The sequence below is a fragment of the Pseudomonas sp. TWI628 genome, from assembly GCF_039673865.1.
GTDB lineage: Bacteria > Pseudomonadota > Gammaproteobacteria > Pseudomonadales > Pseudomonadaceae > Aquipseudomonas.
This window is the reverse complement of the sequence record NZ_JBDJMM010000030.1, coordinates 16481-33652: the sequence shown is the minus strand read 5'-3', so window position 1 is coordinate 33652 and position 17172 is coordinate 16481. Positions and strand designations below refer to the sequence as shown.

The 17172-nt window shown below is 65.2% G+C and carries 13 protein-coding genes; 12 read left to right on the top strand and 1 reads right to left on the bottom strand.

Features of this window, described 5'->3' with window-relative positions; genetic code table 11:
• Positions 1–46: 46 nt before the first annotated feature.
• Positions 47–1900: a sigma-54-dependent Fis family transcriptional regulator gene (locus ABE528_RS21640; RefSeq protein ID WP_152956926.1), complete on the bottom strand. Its 1854-nt coding sequence runs from the start codon at positions 1898–1900 to the stop codon at positions 47–49.
• Positions 1901–2179: 279 nt separating this feature from the next.
• Here ABE528_RS21640 and ABE528_RS21635 point away from each other — a divergent pair, with 279 nt between their 5' ends.
• The 12 genes from ABE528_RS21635 to ABE528_RS21580 all read left to right on the top strand — a co-directional run bounded on the left by ABE528_RS21635 (position 2180) and on the right by ABE528_RS21580 (position 17163).
• Positions 2180–3235, top strand: a complete 1056-nt coding sequence (locus tag ABE528_RS21635; RefSeq protein WP_152956927.1) for an NAD(+)/NADH kinase — start codon at positions 2180–2182, stop codon at positions 3233–3235.
• A gap of 22 nt (positions 3236–3257) precedes the next feature.
• Positions 3258–4235, top strand: coding sequence for a thiamine pyrophosphate-dependent dehydrogenase E1 component subunit alpha (locus ABE528_RS21630; protein ID WP_152956928.1), 978 nt, complete (start codon positions 3258–3260; stop codon positions 4233–4235).
• 32 nt (positions 4236–4267) lie between these two features.
• Positions 4268–5290 (top strand): alpha-ketoacid dehydrogenase subunit beta, encoded by a 1023-nt coding sequence (locus ABE528_RS21625; RefSeq protein ID WP_346654024.1) that lies wholly within the window; start codon positions 4268–4270, stop codon positions 5288–5290.
• Positions 5287–6393: an acetoin dehydrogenase dihydrolipoyllysine-residue acetyltransferase subunit gene (locus ABE528_RS21620; RefSeq protein WP_152956930.1), complete on the top strand. Its 1107-nt coding sequence runs from the start codon at positions 5287–5289 to the stop codon at positions 6391–6393. The genes ABE528_RS21625 and ABE528_RS21620 overlap by 4 nt, the downstream gene beginning before the upstream one ends.
• 219 nt (positions 6394–6612) lie before the next feature.
• A complete protein-coding gene (gene prmA / locus ABE528_RS21615; protein WP_346654023.1) occupies positions 6613–7491 on the top strand; it encodes a 50S ribosomal protein L11 methyltransferase in 879 nt (292 codons plus the stop codon).
• A gap of 42 nt (positions 7492–7533) precedes the next feature.
• Entirely contained in the window at positions 7534–8883 is a 1350-nt protein-coding gene (locus ABE528_RS21610) for a DUF3426 domain-containing protein (protein ID WP_346654022.1), read from the top strand.
• 205 nt (positions 8884–9088) lie between these two features.
• Complete coding sequence (gene dusB / locus ABE528_RS21605) at positions 9089–10102, top strand: tRNA dihydrouridine synthase DusB (protein WP_152956933.1); 1014 nt, start codon at positions 9089–9091, stop codon at positions 10100–10102.
• Positions 10099–10419: a DNA-binding transcriptional regulator Fis gene (gene fis / locus ABE528_RS21600; protein WP_008093076.1), complete on the top strand. Its 321-nt coding sequence runs from the start codon at positions 10099–10101 to the stop codon at positions 10417–10419. Before dusB ends, fis begins: the two co-directional genes overlap by 4 nt.
• An 80-nt stretch (positions 10420–10499) precedes the next feature.
• Positions 10500–12107, top strand: coding sequence for a bifunctional phosphoribosylaminoimidazolecarboxamide formyltransferase/IMP cyclohydrolase (purH, locus tag ABE528_RS21595; protein ID WP_152956934.1), 1608 nt, complete (start codon positions 10500–10502; stop codon positions 12105–12107).
• 182 nt (positions 12108–12289) lie between these two features.
• Positions 12290–13585, top strand: a complete 1296-nt coding sequence (gene purD / locus ABE528_RS21590) for a phosphoribosylamine--glycine ligase (protein ID WP_152956935.1) — start codon at positions 12290–12292, stop codon at positions 13583–13585.
• A 135-nt stretch (positions 13586–13720) separates the two neighbouring features.
• Positions 13721–16498, top strand: a complete 2778-nt coding sequence (locus ABE528_RS21585; RefSeq protein WP_346654021.1) for a response regulator — start codon at positions 13721–13723, stop codon at positions 16496–16498.
• 68 nt (positions 16499–16566) lie between these two features.
• Complete coding sequence (locus tag ABE528_RS21580; RefSeq protein ID WP_152956937.1) at positions 16567–17163, top strand: MarC family protein; 597 nt, start codon at positions 16567–16569, stop codon at positions 17161–17163.
• The last annotated feature ends 9 nt before the right edge of the window (positions 17164–17172 follow it).

The following is a 17172-nucleotide window of genomic DNA, read 5'->3' as shown; positions in this document are numbered from 1 at the left end:
CCTAAACCCCGGCCCAGTGCCGGGGTTTTTTATTGCCCGTCAAGGCCTACCCCTTCATCCTCGGCATCTCGATCCGGTGCTCATGCACCCGCCGATACAACGTCGCCCGCGATATCCCCAAGGCCCGCGCCGCCTCCGCCGGTTTCCAGCGATGCCGTATCAAGGCATCGAGCAGCAACTGCCGAGCCGGGCTCGATACCCCGGCATCAGCCACAGGCACGGCATCACCCCGCACCTCCTGCGGCAGATTTTCCAGGCACACCTGCCCGCCTTCGCTGACCGCACAGGCATAACGCAGTACCTGCCGCAGCTGGCGCAAATTCCCCGGCCAGCGGTACACCAGCAGCGCCTGCAACGCATCGTCAGCCAGCATCACCTCAACCCCGCAAGCCTCGGCCTCCTCCGCCAGCAACTGATGAATCAAGCCCAACCGATCCTCCCGCTCCCTTAGTGGCGGCAACTCAAACCGGGCATTGGCCAGACGGAAATACAGGTCCTCACGGAAACGCCCATCGCTCACCATCGCCGCCAGGTCGCGATGGGTTGCGCAGATCACCTGGATATCCACCCGCTCCCGCCGCGCAGCGCCCAGCGGCGCCACTTCGCCTTCTGCCAGCACCCGCAGCAGGCGGGTCTGCAGGCTCAGCGGCATGTCGCCAATCTCGTCGAGGAACAAGGTGCCGCCAGCGGCCTGCTGCAGCAGCCCCTGCATACCTTTGCTCGACGCACCGGTAAACGCCCCGGCGACATAGCCGAACAGCTCGCTCTCGATCAGGCTCTCGGGGATGGCCGCACAGTTCAGCGTGACGAACGGCCCATCACGGCGCTGGCTCTGCTGGTGCAACTGGCGCGCGAAGACTTCCTTGCCGGCACCGGTCTCGCCCTGCACCAGTACGGCCAGGTTGCAATCCTTGACCCTTGTGGCCAACCGAAGGTGCTGTTCGAGGCGCGCATCCTGTGCTTGCTGCAAGGGTTGCGCCCGGCCCCGCCGCTGGGGCGCGCTGACCCGCCCGTACAACCCGCCCCAACCTGGCAGGCGCTGGGCCGAGGCCTCGTTGGCGCGGCGCAGCTGACCAATGTCGAACAACTCACCGATGTGTTCAGGCAAACGCCCGTGACGCGCCAACAGGCGCTCGCGGGCCAGGCTGTTGATCGCCTGCAGGCGCCCGTCGGCATCCCAGGCCAGCAAGTAATCGGGCTGGCTCTCCACGTAGCCCGGCGTGCCATGGGCGCGCATCACCCAGTGGCCCTGGGCGCTGTGCATGAAAAAAGCGTTTTCGATTTCCCGTGCGGTCTGTTCCACCAGTTGCAGGATCAGGTGCTGGCTGCGTCGGTCGTCCGGGGATTGCAGGGCCGACACATCCACCACGCCAAGCAACTCGCCCTGCGGGTCGAACACCGGCGCCGCCGTGCAGGTCAGGCCGATGAAGGCGGCGCGAAAGTGGTCGCGCTTGTGCACCGTGACCGGCGCCTTGCTGGTCAGCACCGCCGCCACACCACAGGTGCCCTCCTCGCCCTCCGACCAGCAGGTGCCCAGGTACAGGCCGGCCTTGCGGCAGTCGTTGCGAATGACCGATTCGACCCGGTAGTCGATGGTGCGCCCCAAGGCATCGGTCAGCAGCACGCAATAGTCGGCGCCACGCACCCGTGCATGCAGGCGTGCCACGGCATCACTGGCAATGCGCAGGAACAGTTCGGCGCGCTCGCGGCATTCGTTGAGCAGGCTTTGGGAAAGGATGCGCGGCCCCTGCTGAGACCCGGGGTCAAGACGGTACAGCTCCATGGAACGGCGCCATGAGTCGAGGATCAGCGGCGGCACCGGCGCCTGGGGCAGGCGGCCGGCGTTCTTCAGCACCCGGCTGACGCAATCGACATGGGCTCGGGAGTTCGCGGCAAGCATGAGACCTCCGGTTCCTGTTTGTTCTTGTCGTTGTGCGGCCATTAAGCGCCTGCCGGCATGCTCCGACAAGCGCTGTGTGATTACCGGTGGGCTTGAGACGGAGCGTCTCAGCCGCCCGGCAAGCACCCGGCAAGACTGGTACGCAGCGTCTCAGGCAAGGGCCGCTGCAGCCAGGCCCTACAGCCCTCGAACCCCTCTGCAACGGCCCTTGCAGGGCATGCGAAGAAAGCTGGCACCCACCTTGCTCAAGCCTAGGCAAACAAGAACACGAGGTGTGCCATGCCGCAGCCCGCCCCGACCATCGGGATCATTGCCAACCCTGCCTCCGGCCGCGACCTGCGTCGCCTGACCAGCAACGCCGGGCTCTACTCCAGCACCGACAAGGCCTCGGTCATCCAGCGCCTGCTCGCCGCCTTCGGCGCCACCGGCGTGGCCGAGGTGCTGCTGCCCACCGACATGACCGGCATCGCCGCCGCCGTGCTCAAGGCCAGCCTCGGCCCCGTGGCACAGGCCCAGCACTGGCCGCGCCTGGCACTGCTCGACCTGCCATTGACTCAAACCGTCAGCGATACCCGCCTGGCCACCCGGCAGATGGTCGAGCGCGGCGTGGCGATGATCGCCGTGCTGGGTGGCGACGGCACGCACAAGGCCGTGGCGGCCGAAGCTGGGGACACCCCACTGCTCACCCTGTCCACCGGCACCAACAACGCCTTCCCGGAACTGCGCGAAGCCACCAGCGCCGGCCTCGCCGGCGGCCTGCTCGCTGGCGGCCGGGTACCGGCCAGCATCGGCCTGCGCCGTAACAAGCGATTGCTGGTGAGGGTGCCGCAGCAACAGCTGTGCGAGTGGGCGCTGGTCGAAGTCGCAGTGTCGCCGCAACGCTTCATCGGCGCCCGCGCGCTGAGCCGCAGCGAAGACCTCAGCGAAATCTTCGCCTGCTTCGCCGAGCCCCACGCCATTGGCCTGTCTGCGCTCTGCGGGCTGTGGCAGCCGGTCACCCGCCATGAACCTCACGGCGCCTGGGTGCGGCTCAACCCCGGCGCCGAACAGGCCTTGCTCGCGCCACTGGCCCCCGGCCTGCTGCAAGGCTGTGGCATCACCGCCAGCGGCATGCTCAGCCCGGGGGTGGCGCACCGCCTGAGCCTCACCGCCGGCACCCTGGCCCTGGATGGCGAGCGCGAGATCGAGTTCGCCGAACACGACACCCCGACCATCACCCTCGACCTGCAAGGCCCGTTGACCGTTGAGGTCGAGGCCGTGCTGGCACATGCCGCCCGTCATCACCTGCTGGCCGTCCCGCGCGGCCATCGGCTGCACCCTGCAACCCCGTGTTGAGACAACCCTGGAGAACAACAAGATGTCCACTCACCTCAGTTCAGAGCAATTGCTGCATGCCTATGAAGTGATGCGCACCATCCGCGCCTTCGAAGAACGCCTGCACGTGGAGTTCGCCACCGGCGAGATACCCGGCTTCGTCCACCTGTATGCCGGCGAAGAAGCCTCGGCCGCCGGGGTCATGGCGCACCTGCGCGACAGCGACTGCATCGCCTCGACCCACCGCGGCCATGGCCACTGCATTGCCAAGGGCGTCGACGTGTACGGCATGATGGCCGAGATCTACGGCAAGAAGACCGGCGTGTGCGGCGGCAAGGGCGGTTCGATGCACATCGCCGACCTGGAAAAAGGCATGCTCGGTGCCAACGGCATCGTCGGCGCCGGTGCGCCCCTGGTGGCCGGTGCCGCCCTGGCGGCCAAGATCAAGGGCAACGACAACGTCGCCGTGGCCTTCTTCGGCGATGGTGCCTCCAACGAGGGCGCGGTGTTCGAGGCGATGAACCTGGCCTCGATCATGAACCTGCCGTGCATCTTCGTCGCCGAGAACAACGGCTACGCCGAAGCCACCGCCTCGACCTGGTCGGTGGCCTGCGACCACATCGCCGACCGCGCTGCCGGCTTCGGTATGCCAGGGGTGACCATCGACGGCTTCGACTTCTTTGCCGTGCACGAGGCTGCCGGCGCCGCCATCGAGCGCGCCCGCGCCGGGCAAGGGCCGTCGCTGATCGAGGTCAAGCTCAGCCGCTACTACGGCCACTTCGAAGGCGATGCACAGACCTACCGCGCCCCGGACGAAGTGAAGAACCTGCGCGAGTCCCGCGACTGCCTGCTGCAGTTCCGCAACAAGACCACCCGTGCCGGCCTGCTGCAGGCAGCGCAACTGGACGCCATCGACGCCCGTGTCGACGACCTGATCGAGGACGCCGTGCGCCGCGCCAAGGCCGACCCCAAGCCGCAGCCCGCCGACCTGCTCACCGACGTCTACGTCAGCTACCCCTGAGCCCGGACAACAAGAACAACAGGAGAACCACCATGGCTAGAAAAATCAGCTATCAGCAGGCTATCAACGAAGCCCTGGCCCAGGAAATGCGCCGCGACACCAGCGTGTTCATCATCGGCGAAGACGTTGCCGGTGGCGCAGGCGCCCCGGGTGAAGAGGACGCCTGGGGTGGCGTGCTCGGTGTCACCAAAGGCCTGTACCATCAGTTCCCGGGGCGCGTGCTCGATGCGCCGCTGTCGGAAATCGGCTACGTCGGTGCCGCCGTCGGTGCCGCCACCCAGGGCCTGCGCCCGGTGTGCGAGCTGATGTTCGTCGACTTCGCCGGCTGCTGCCTGGACCAGATCCTCAACCAGGCCGCCAAGTTTCGCTACATGTTCGGCGGCAAGGCGGTCACCCCGCTGGTAATGCGCACCATGTACGGCGCCGGCCTGCGCGCCGCTGCCCAGCACTCGCAGATGCTCACCTCGCTATGGACCCACATCCCCGGCCTGAAGGTGGTCTGCCCTTCCTCGCCGTATGACGCCAAGGGCCTGCTGATCCAGGCGATCCGCGACAACGACCCGGTGATCTTCTGCGAGCACAAGCTGCTCTACAGCATGCAGGGCGAGGTACCGGAGGAGGTCTATACCGTGCCGTTCGGCGAGGCCAACTTCCTGCGCGACGGCGACGATGTGACCCTGGTGACCTATGGGCGCATGGTCCACGTGGCCATGGAAGCCGCCAACAACCTGGCCCGCCAGGGCATCGACTGCGAAGTGCTGGACCTGCGCACCACCAGCCCGCTGGACGAGGACAGCATCCTCGAAAGCGTGGAAAAGACCGGCCGCCTGGTGGTGATCGACGAAGCCAACCCGCGCTGCTCGATAGCCACCGACATCAGCGCACTGGTCGCACAAAAGGCCTTCGCCGCGCTCAAGGGCCCGATCGAGATGGTCACCGCGCCGCACACCCCTGTGCCGTTCTCCGATGCCCTGGAAGACCTGTACATCCCTGACGCGGCGAAGATCGAAGCGGCGGTGCGCAAGGTGATCGAAGCTGCAAGGAGTGCCGCATGAGCCAGATCCATACCCTGACCATGCCCAAGTGGGGCCTGTCGATGACCGAAGGCCGGGTCGACGCCTGGCTCAAGCAGGAGGGGGACGAAATCAGCAAGGGCGACGAAGTGCTGGATGTCGAAACGGACAAGATCAGCAGCAGCGTCGAGGCGCCGTTCAGCGGCGTTCTGCGCCGCCAGGTGGCGCGACCCGACGAAACCCTGCCGGTCGGCGCGCTGCTGGCCGTGGTGGTGGAAGGTGAAGCCGAGGAGTCGGAGATCGACGCCGTGGTGCAGCGCTTCCAGGCCGAGTTCGTCGCCGAAGGCGGCGCCGACCAGGCCCAGGGGCCGGCACCGCAGAAGGCCGAGGTAGCCGGGCGCCTGCTGCGCTGGTTCGAGCTGGGTGAAGGTGGCACGCCGTTGGTGCTGGTGCACGGCTTTGGCGGCGACCTCAACAACTGGCTGTTCAACCACCCGGCGCTGGCGGCCGAGCGTCGGGTCATTGCCCTGGACCTGCCGGGGCATGGTGAATCGGCCAAGGCCCTGGCAAAAGGTGGCCTGGATGAATTGAGCGAGACCGTGCTGGCCCTGCTCGATCATCTGGACATCGCCAGTGCCCACCTGGCCGGGCATTCCATGGGCGGCGCGGTCAGCCTGAATGTGGCGCGCCTGGCACCGCAGCGGGTGGCGAGCTTGAGCCTGGTGGCCAGTGCCGGCCTGGGTGACACAATCAATGGTCAGTACCTGCAAGGCTTCGTCGCCGCTGCCAACCGCAATGCGCTGAAGCCGCAGATGGTGCAGCTGTTCGCCGACCCGGGGCTGGTGACCCGGCAGATGCTCGAGGACATGCTCAAGTTCAAGCGGCTGGAAGGCGTGGACGACGCATTACGGCAACTGGCGGCGGCGCTGGCCGACGGTGACCGCCAGCGGCATGACCTGCGTGGGGTGCTCGGGCAGCACCCGGCACTGGTGATCTGGGGGGCCGAGGATGCAATCATTCCAGCGGCGCATGCCGACGGGGTCGAGGCCGAGGTGCTTGTGCTGCCTGGGGTCGGGCACATGGTGCAGATGGAGGCGGCGGAGCAGGTGAATCAAAAGATGGCCGAATTCCTCGCCAGGCATTGAGATCGCCGGGGCCGCTCTGCGGCCCATCGCAGGCAAGCCAGCTCCCACAGGTACTGCACAGGCCTCACGCACTGTGGAATACCTGTGGGACCGGGCGTGCCCGCGAAGTAGGCGACGCGGCCTGCCGGCTCTGCTCTACAAACCCCCCGCACTCGCGTAAACTGCCAGGCTTCGCGCAGCCTAGGGCTGCCCCTGTCAGATTTACCAAAGGTGCCCGCCATGCCTTGGCTGCAAGTACGCCTGGCCATCAGCCCGGAACAAGCCGAAACCTACGAAGACGCCCTGCTCGAAGTCGGCGCCGTATCGGTCACGTTCATGGACGCCGAAGACCAGCCGATCTTCGAACCCGACCTCAACACCACCCCGCTGTGGTCGCACACTCACTTGCTGGCACTGTTCGAAGCCGACGCCGAGCCTGAAGCGGTATTCGCCCACCTGCAATTGCTGACCGGCGCCGAGTTGCCCGAGCATCAGGCCGAGGTGATCGAGGACCAGGACTGGGAACGCAGCTGGATGGACGGTTTCCAGCCAATGCGCTTCGGCCAGCGCCTGTGGATCGTGCCGAGCTGGCACGAGGCCCCGGAACAGGACGCGGTCAACCTGCTGCTCGACCCGGGCCTGGCCTTTGGCACCGGCACCCACCCGACCACCGCACTGTGCCTGGAATGGCTCGACGGCCAGCAGCTGCAAGGCACCCAGGTGCTGGACTTCGGCTGCGGCTCGGGCATCCTCGCCATCGCTGCCCTGCTGCTGGGCGCGCGCGAGGCCGTTGGTACCGACATCGACGTGCAGGCCATCGAAGCCTCGCGTGACAACGCCCAGCGCAACGGCATCGCCGACGACAAGTTCGCGCTGTACCTGCCCGAGCACATGCCGGCCATGCAGGCCGATGTGCTGGTCGCCAACATTCTCGCCGGCCCCTTGGTGTCGCTGGCGCCGCAGCTGTCCGGCCTGGTCCGCCCAGGTGGCCTGCTGGCCCTGTCGGGCATCCTCGCCGAACAGGGCGAGGAAGTGGCTGCCGCCTACGCTGCCGATTTCGATCTGGACCCGATCGTCGTACGCGACGGCTGGGTGCGCATCAGTGGTCGGCGCCGCTAAGCGGGCCTAGAATAGTTCTCTGCACAGCTCCCGGATCGCCGCATGACCGACAGTTTCGTCACCCAGTGCCCGCATTGCCAGACCAGCTTTCGCGTCACCCATCACCAGTTGAGCGTGGCTCGCGGCGTCGTGCGCTGCGGTCACTGCCTGCAGGTGTTCAATGCGGCCAAGCAGTTGCTGGAACAGAACCGTGCCGCGGCCAGCGTCGCACCTGTCGCTCCACCGCCAGCGGTGATCGAACCGGTCGCTCCACCGCCAGCGGTGATCGAACCGGTCGCGGCGCCTGAACCGGTCGCCAGCGAGCCGCCACCGGTCGAGAAAGAGGACTGGGCCATCACCGCCAAGGCCCTGGATGAGCTCGACCTGGACCAGGAGCTGGCCCGCCTCGAACGCCGTGGCGAGCCGGCCGAACCACGCCCCGACACCCAGGGCGCCGCCCTGCAGGCCCGCCGCGACGAGCCGGCTGCCGATGAGCATGATGATGAGCTGTTCGGCACCGCGACCGACGACCGCCACGAACCGCCCGCGGCCCATGAGCCGGCGCCGGTGCTGCTGGATGAGCAGCCACTGGCGCCGGAACCGGGTGATCGCACCGAGCCGACCCTTGGTGGCAACCTGGACCTGGACCTCGACGACGAACCACCTGCGCAACCTGCTGCGCAGCCCGAGCCCGAACATCGGTTCGACGAACACGATGACGACGTCATTCACGAAAAGGGCCTGAGCGCCCGTGATGACGACGACACCGACCTCCATTTCTCGGCCCGCGACGACGACCCGCTCGAGCCGCTGCCCGGCGAACGCCTGGAGCCCGGTTTTGCCGCCAGGCCGGAACGCGCGTCACGCAAGGAGCCGTTGGTCGACGTGGTCGACGACCCGCTGCAGCTGGGTTGGGAAAAACCCCGGCCCAACTGGGGCAAGCGCCTGCTGTGGAGCTTCCTGACCCTGCTGGCCGCAGGCCTGCTGGCATTCCAGTACGTGTGGTTCCACTTCGACGAACTGGCCCGCCAGGACCAGTACCGGCCAATCTTCCAGCAAGTGTGCCCGATGCTCGGCTGCCAAGTGCCGACCCGCGTCGATATTGGCCGGATCAAGAGCAGCAACCTGGTGGTGCGCAGCCACCCGGACTTCAAGGGCGCGCTGATCGTCGATGCGATCATCTACAACCGCGCACCGTTCGCCCAGCCGTTCCCGCTGCTGGAGCTGCGCTTCGCCGACCTCAACGGCCAGCTGATCGCCAGCCGTCGGTTCAAGCCCAGCGAATACCTGTCGGGTGAACTGGCCGGGCGCGGCGAAATGCCCAGCCAGACACCAATCCACATCGCCCTCGATATTCTCGACCCAGGCCCCAAGGCCGTGAACTACAGCCTCAGCTTCCGCTCGCCGGAATAAGCGACAAGCTGCAAGCTGCAAGCCAAGCGAGCCGATAGCCGGTCTCTCGCCTCTTGCCGCTTGAAGCTTGCCGCTTGAAGCTCAGCGCTACAGGTCGCAACTGTTCAGATTTTATCCAAATCCTTCTTTATCCGGTCACCGAGAGCGGGTATTATGCCAACCCTTTTTCGACTCCAATGATTCGGCCCCACAACAGGGAACACCTATGTCGGCGGTACGCATCGGCCCATACACACTACGCAACAACCTGATCCTCGCGCCCATGGCCGGGGTCACGGACCAGCCTTTCCGTACACTTTGCAAGCGCCTGGGCGCTGGCATGGTGGTGTCGGAGATGGTCAGCAGCGACATGAGCCTGTGGAACAGCCGCAAGTCCAGCCTGCGCCGCATCCATGAAGGTGATCCCGAGCCACGCTCGGTACAGATCGCCGGGGGTGATGCGCAGATGATGGCGGCGGCGGCCCGGGCCAACGTCGAGGCAGGCGCCCAGATCATCGATATCAACATGGGCTGCCCGGCAAAAAAAGTCTGCAACAAAGCTGCAGGCTCTGCTTTATTGAGAGATGAAGCGTTGGTCGCCGAAATCCTCCACGCCGTGGTCGGCGCGGTGGACGTACCGGTGACCCTGAAAATCCGCACCGGATGGGACCGGGCGAACAAGAACGGCCTGAACGTGGCGAAGATCGCCGAACAGGCCGGCATCCAGGCGCTGGCGGTGCATGGCCGCACACGCGCCGACCTGTACACCGGCGAGGCCGAATACGACACCATCGCTGCCATCAAGCAGGCGGTGTCGATCCCGGTTTTCGCCAATGGCGATATCACTTCGCCAGAAAAGGCCCGGGCGGTGCTGGATGCCACCGGGGTCGACGGCTTGCTGATTGGCCGGGCGGCCCAGGGGCGGCCGTGGATCTTTCGCGAGATCGAACATTTTTTGGGGACTGGCCAGCATTTGCCGGCCCCGCAGTTGGACGAAGTGGAACGCATCCTGCTGGAGCACCTGGCCGCGCTGCATGCCTTCTATGGCGACGTGATGGGCGTACGTATCGCCCGCAAGCACGTGGGCTGGTACCTGGCAACACGACCCGGCGGCAAGGAGTTTCGCTCCCGGTTCAACGCTTTGGAAGACACACAAGCGCAGTGCGCCAACGTTCGCGCGTATTTCAGCGAGCGTCGACAGAGCCTTGAGACAGAGGACGGACAAGGGGTGGCCGCATGACGATGATGACTGAGACATTAGTGAGTGGAACAACGCCCGTGAGCGACAACGCCAACCTCAAACAGCACCTGAACACGCCGAGCGAAGAGGGCCAGACCCTTCGCGACAGCGTCGAGAAGGCGCTGCACAACTACTTCGCACACCTGGAAGGCGCGACCGTCACCGACGTGTACAACCTGGTGCTCTCCGAAGTCGAGGCGCCCCTGCTCGAAAGCGTGATGAACTACGTGAAGGGCAACCAGACCAAGGCCAGTGAGATGCTCGGGCTCAACCGTGGCACCCTGCGCAAGAAGCTCAAGCAGTACGACTTGTTGTAAGCCAGAATCCCAATCAGAAAAGGCGGCCTCTGCGAAGAGACGCCTTTTTTGCTGACTCCACCGCGTTATTGGAACCCGAAATGACCGACCAGACTACCCGCCTGCCAGTCCGCCGCGCCCTGATCAGCGTCTCCGACAAGACCGGTATCCTCGAATTCGCCCGTGAGCTGCAACAGCTCGGTGTCGAGATCCTGTCCACCGGCGGCACCTACAAGCTGCTCAAGGACAACGGTGTGAACGCGGTGGAAGTGGCCGACTACACTGGCTTCGCCGAAATGATGGATGGCCGGGTGAAGACCCTGCACCCGAAAATCCACGGTGGCATCCTCGGCCGTCGCGGCACCGACGACGCCATCATGAACGAGCACGGCATCAAGCCGATCGACCTGGTTGCAGTCAACCTGTACCCGTTCGAAGCCACCATTTCCAAGCCGGGCTGTGACCTGCCGACCGCCATCGAGAACATCGACATCGGCGGCCCGACCATGGTCCGTTCGGCAGCCAAGAACCACAAGGATGTCGCCATCGTGGTCAACGCCAGCGACTACGCCGGCGTGCTGGAAGGCCTGAAGGCCGGTGGCCTGACCTACGCCCAGCGCTTCGACCTGATGCTCAAGGCGTTCGAGCACACCGCCGCCTACGACGGCATGATCGCCAACTACATGGGCACCATCGACCAGGCCAAGGAAACCCTGTCGACCGCCGAGCGCAGCGAGTTCCCACGCACCTTCAACAGCCAGTTCGTCAAAGCCCAGGAAATGCGCTACGGCGAGAACCCGCACCAGAGCGCGGCGTTCTACGTTGAAGCGAAAAAAGGCGAAGCGAGCATTTCCACCGCCGTGCAGCTGCAGGGCAAGGAACTGTCGTTCAACAACGTGGCCGACACCGACGCCGCGCTGGAGTGCGTGAAGAGCTTCGTCAAGCCAGCCTGCGTCATCGTCAAGCACGCCAACCCGTGCGGCGTGGCGGTGGTGCCTGAAGACGAAGGCGGTATCCGCAAGGCCTACGACCTGGCCTACGCCACCGACACCGAGTCGGCATTCGGCGGCATCATTGCCTTCAACCGCGAGCTGGACGGCGAAACCGCCCAGGCCATCGTCGACCGCCAGTTCGTCGAAGTGATCATCGCGCCAAAAATTTCCCAGGCTGCCCGCGACGTGGTGGCGGCCAAGCAGAACGTGCGCCTGCTGGAATGCGGCGAGTGGCCAGCCGAGCGTACTGCCGGTTGGGACTTCAAGCGTGTCAACGGTGGCCTGCTGGTGCAGAGCCGCGATATCGGCATGATCACCGCCGATGACCTGAAGATCGTCACCAAGCGTGCCCCGACCGAACAAGAAATCCACGACCTGGTGTTTGCCTGGAAAGTGGCCAAGTTCGTCAAGTCCAACGCCATCGTCTACGCCAAGCAGCGCCAGACCATCGGTGTCGGCGCCGGCCAGATGAGCCGCGTCAACTCCGCCCGCATCGCCGCCATCAAGGCCGAGCATGCTGGCCTGCAGGTGCAGGGTGCAGTGATGGCGTCGGATGCGTTCTTCCCGTTCCGCGACGGCATCGACAATGCGGCTAAAGTGGGTATCAGCGCCGTGATCCAGCCAGGTGGCTCGATGCGTGATGCTGAAGTCATCGCTGCTGCCGACGAAGCCGGCATCGCCATGGTGTTCACCGGCATGCGCCACTTCCGCCACTGATTTACGGCAATCGGCCGCACTGAAGCAGGCATCTGCTGCGTTGGGGCCGTTTCCGCTGATGCTCATTGCCAGAAGGCAACTGCGCTCATCGGAACCGGCCCCGCCTTGCATCTACCTGCTTCATTGCGACCTCGTACAGCGAGAGGCACGGTCTCTCGTTCGACAGATTTCGAGGTTTTGACATGAAAGTTTTGATCATCGGCAGCGGCGGCCGTGAGCACGCCCTGGCCTGGAAAGTCGCCCAGGACCCACGCGTCGAGAAAGTCTTCGTTGCCCCGGGCAACGCCGGCACCGCCATCGAGCCCAAGTGCGAGAACGTCGCCATCGACGTCTGCGCCCTGGAGCAACTGGCCGACTTCGCCGAGAAGAACGTCGACCTGACCATCGTCGGCCCGGAAGCGCCGCTGGTGATCGGCGTGGTCGACCTGTTCCGCAGCCGTGGCCTGGACTGCTTTGGCCCGACCAAGGGCGCGGCCCAGCTGGAAGGCTCCAAGGCCTTCACCAAGGACTTCCTGGCGCGCCACAAGATCCCGACCGCCGACTACCAGAACTTCACCGAGATCGAGCCGGCCCTGGCTTACCTGCAGGAAAAAGGCGCACCGATCGTGATCAAGGCTGACGGCCTGGCTGCGGGCAAGGGCGTGATCGTCGCCATGACCCTGGAAGAAGCCGAAGCCGCCGTGCGTGACATGCTGGCCGGCAACGCCTTCGGCGAGGCTGGCTCGCGGGTAGTCATCGAAGAGTTCCTCGACGGCGAAGAAGCCAGCTTCATCGTCATGGTCGACGGCCACAACGTGCTGCCAATGGCCACCAGCCAGGACCACAAGCGCGTCGGCGACCAGGACACCGGCCCGAACACTGGCGGCATGGGCGCCTACTCGCCTGCCCCGGTAGTTACCCCGGACGTGCACCAGCGCGTGATGGACCAGGTGATCTGGCCGACCGTGCGTGGCATGGCCGAAGAAGGCAACGTCTACACCGGCTTCCTGTATGCCGGCCTGATGATCGACAAGGCGGGCAACCCCAAGGTCATCGAGTTCAACTGCCGCTTCGGCGACCCTGAGACCCAGCCGGTCATGCTGCGCCTGGAGTCGAGCCTCGTGCTGCTGATCGAAGCCGCCTTCGCCAAGGCGCTGGACAAGGTCGAAGCACAGTGGGATCCGCGTCCAAGCCTGGGCGTGGTGCTGGCTGCCGGCGGTTACCCGGGCGACTACGCCAAGGGCGACGTGATCAACGGCCTGGAGGCTGCGGCCAAGATCGAAGGCAAGGTATTCCATGCCGGTACTTCGCTGAAGGACGGCCAGGTCGTCACCAACGGCGGCCGCGTGCTCTGCGCCACCGCCATGGGTGCCAGCGTTGCCGATGCCCAGCAACAGGCCTACCGCCTGGCCAAGGAAGTGAGCTGGAACGGCAGCTTCTACCGCACCGACATCGGCTACCGGGCCATCGCCCGCGAGCGCGGTGAGCACCAGCAGTAAGTTGTACCGGATTGCCGCAGCACCGTGTGCATGCGGCATCCGGCTCGTCGACAGGGCTCCATGCGGGCCTTGCCTTCGACTTGGCGCGCCGCGCATAGTTAGCATCTGGCACATCGGCTAGGAAGGGATCTCGTAGTGCGTCGGCTTCGGATTGCCACAGCTCTGATCGTCAGCTTGCTGACCCTGTTCTGCCTGTTGCCGGTTTCGGCCGAACAGGGCGGAGGCTGGTCCGTTCTGCTCGATGAACAGGCCAACCTGCAATTGAGCGACGTGCGCTCCGATCGCTATCGCAGCCAGTTCAGCCCGATCACCCTTGGTGAACTCGATGCCGCACCGGCCGAACAGGCCCTGTGGTTGCACTATCGCCTGGAACCCGGTGATCAGGAGCAGCTGCTGCGCATCTTCGCCCCCGACCTGTCCCGCCTCGATCTGTACGCCCTCGATGGCGACAGGCTGCTGCGCCAGCTGCACCATGGCCGCCAGGCCGGCAGCGGCACTGGCAGTCCGACCCTGCGCGGCAGCGACCATGTATTGCCCTTGCCCAACAGCCAGCACGCGCTGGACATCTACCTGCGCCTGGTCTCGGAGCACCAACTGCGCCCGGCGATCAGCCTGGAGCCTGCAGCGGTAGCGGCTTCCGACCATAGCCAACCCTTGCTGTTCGGCATGCTGTTCGGCGGCCTGGTGATGCTCATCCTGCATAACCTCATCCGCTTCATCTATACCCGCTCCAGCACCACCCTGTACCTCGCCCTGTACCACGGCCTGATGCTGCTCAGCGGCCTGATCCTGCTCAACCTCAGCGGCCCGTGGTGGCATCTGTGGCACAGTGCGCAAACCCCGGCCGCCTACCTGACCCTGGTGCTGGCCGGCCTGTCGGGGCTGTATTTCACCCAACATTTCTTCGCCCCCTGCAACTCACCGCGGCTCAACCGCCTGCTGCAGGGCGAAATGCTGGTCGCTGCTGTCAGCGGCCTGATTCTGCTGTTCGTCGACACCTTGCCACTCAACCTGATGACCTATGCCCTGCTGGCCATCGGTAGCGTGACCATGCTGCTGGCCAGCAGCTACCACTGGTACAAGGGCTATGCACCAGCACGGCTGTTCAGTATCGCCATGCTGGTGTTCAACCTTGGCGGCCTGGTGCTCCTGCCCGCCCTGCTTGGCCTGACCCGCACCTCGACGCCCTGGCTACTGTGCATCCTGCTGGGCATGACCGTGGTCAGCGGCCTGCTGCTCAACCTGGCCGTCAGTGAGCGCTTGCGGCGCATCAGCGAAGAACGCTTCAGCGCCAGCCGCGCCCTGGCCGCCAGCGATGCCGAGATCAACGCCAAGGCGGAATTCCTGGCCAAGATCAGCCACGAAATCCGCACCCCCATGAACGGTGTGCTGGGCATGACCGAACTGCTGCTCGGCACGCCGCTGTCGGTCAAGCAGCGCGACTATGTACAGACCATCCACAGCGCCGGCAACGAGCTGCTGACGCTGATCAACGAGATTCTCGACATTTCCAAGCTCGAATCGCGGCAGATCGAACTCGATGACGTGCAGTTCGACCTCAACGCCCTGATCGAAGACTGCCTGAACATTTTCCGCGCCAAGGCCGAGCAGCAGAACATCGAGCTGATCAGCTTCACCCAGCCGCAGGTGCCGCAGGTCATCAGTGGTGACCCGACACGCCTGCGCCAGGCGCTGTCGAGCCTGCTGGAAAATGCCCTGAAGAACACCTCCCAGGGCGAGATCCTGCTGGTAGTGGCACTGGACCAGCGCGGAGAAACCCCGCGCCTGCGCATTGCCGTGCAGGACAGTGGCGAGCCGCTGCCTGCTGCCGAGCGCGAAGCCTTGCTGCAGGCCGAACTGCACAGCCACCACTTCCTCTCCAGCAACAAGCTCGGCGGCCACCTCGGGCTGGTCATCGCCAAGCAGCTGATCGGCCTGATGCAAGGCGAGTTCGGCATCAAGAGCAGCACCAGCATGGGCAACACCCTGTGGCTGACCTTGCCGCTCGACCCATCACGCCTGGAGCAGCCACCGGCAGACCTGGACGGCCCACTGCGCGACGCCCGCGTGCTGGTGGTGGACGACAACGACACCTGCCGCAAAGTGCTGGTGCAGCAGTGCAGCGCCTGGGGCATGAATGTCAGCGCGGTGCCGTCCGGCAAGGAGGCGCTGGCCCTGCTGCGAACCAAGGCGCACCTGCGCGACTACTTCGACGCGGTGTTGCTGGACCAGAACATGCCGGGCATGACCGGCATGCAGCTGGCGGCCAAGATCAAGGAAGACCCGAGCCTGAACCACGACATCCTGGTGGTGATGCTCACCGGCATCAGCAACGCGCCCAGCAAGGTCATCGCGCGCAATGCCGGGGTCAAGCGCATTCTCGCCAAGCCGGTTGCCGGCTATACGCTCAAGACCACCCTGGCCGAAGAACTGGCGCAACGCGGCCGCGAGCAAACCGTGCCGGCTCCGTTGCCCGGCGCGCAGGGCACACTTGAGCTACCGAACGACTTCCGGGTGCTGGTGGCCGAAGACAACAGCATCTCGACCAAGGTCATCCGCGGCATGCTCGGCAAGCTCAACCTGGAGCCCGATACCGCCAGCAACGGCGAGGAGGCCTTGCAGGCGATGAAGGCACAGCGTTACGACCTGGTACTGATGGACTGCGAAATGCCGGTGCTGGACGGTTTCTCCGCAACCCAGCAGCTGCGTGCCTGGGAAACCACCAACCAGCGCCAGCGGACTCCAGTGGTGGCGCTCACCGCGCATATACTGGCAGAGCACAAGGAGCGCGCACGGCTGGCCGGCATGGATGGGCACATGGCCAAGCCAGTGGAACTGTCGCAGTTGCGCGAGCTGATCCAGTACTGGGCCAATCAGCGCGAAGCCAAGGCTGACCCTGCGCATACTTCCTGATTGCCAGTGCGAACAACCGCTATGCGGCTGATACACTTCTCCTCACCTTCCCTGCCAAGGGCTACCCAATGCTCCACGAGTTGTTCAGTGTCTACCTGAAAATGCTGGTGCTCTATAGCCCGTTCTTCGTGCTGTCGTGCTTTATCAGCCTGACCCGTGGTCATTCCAGCAAGGAGCGCAAGCAGCTGGCCTGGAAGGTGGCCTTCGCCGCGCTGGTGGCCAGCGTGCTGCTCTATCTGTTCGGGCGGGTGATCTTCGGCATTTTCGGCATCACCGCCGACGCCTTCCGCATCGGTGCCGGTAGCGTGCTGTTCATTTCGGCATTGGGCATGGCCCAAGGCAAGCCGGCCGTGCAGGCCGACAACGTGCAGCAGGACGTGACCATCGTGCCGCTGACCATTCCACTCACCGTCGGCCCCGGCACCATCGGTGCACTGCTGGTGATGGGCGTTGGCCAACCCCACTGGGACGACAAGCTGCTGGCCATCATCAGCATCGCCCTGGCCAGCTTCACCGTCGGCCTGGTGCTGTACCTCTCGCACGGCATCGAAAAACTGCTCGGTGACCAGGGCCTGCAGATCGTCAGCCGCTTGATGGGGCTGTTCGTCTGCGCCCTGGCGGCGCAAATCATCTTCACCGGCATCAAGGGCTACCTGGTCGGATAGCCCTCGTGC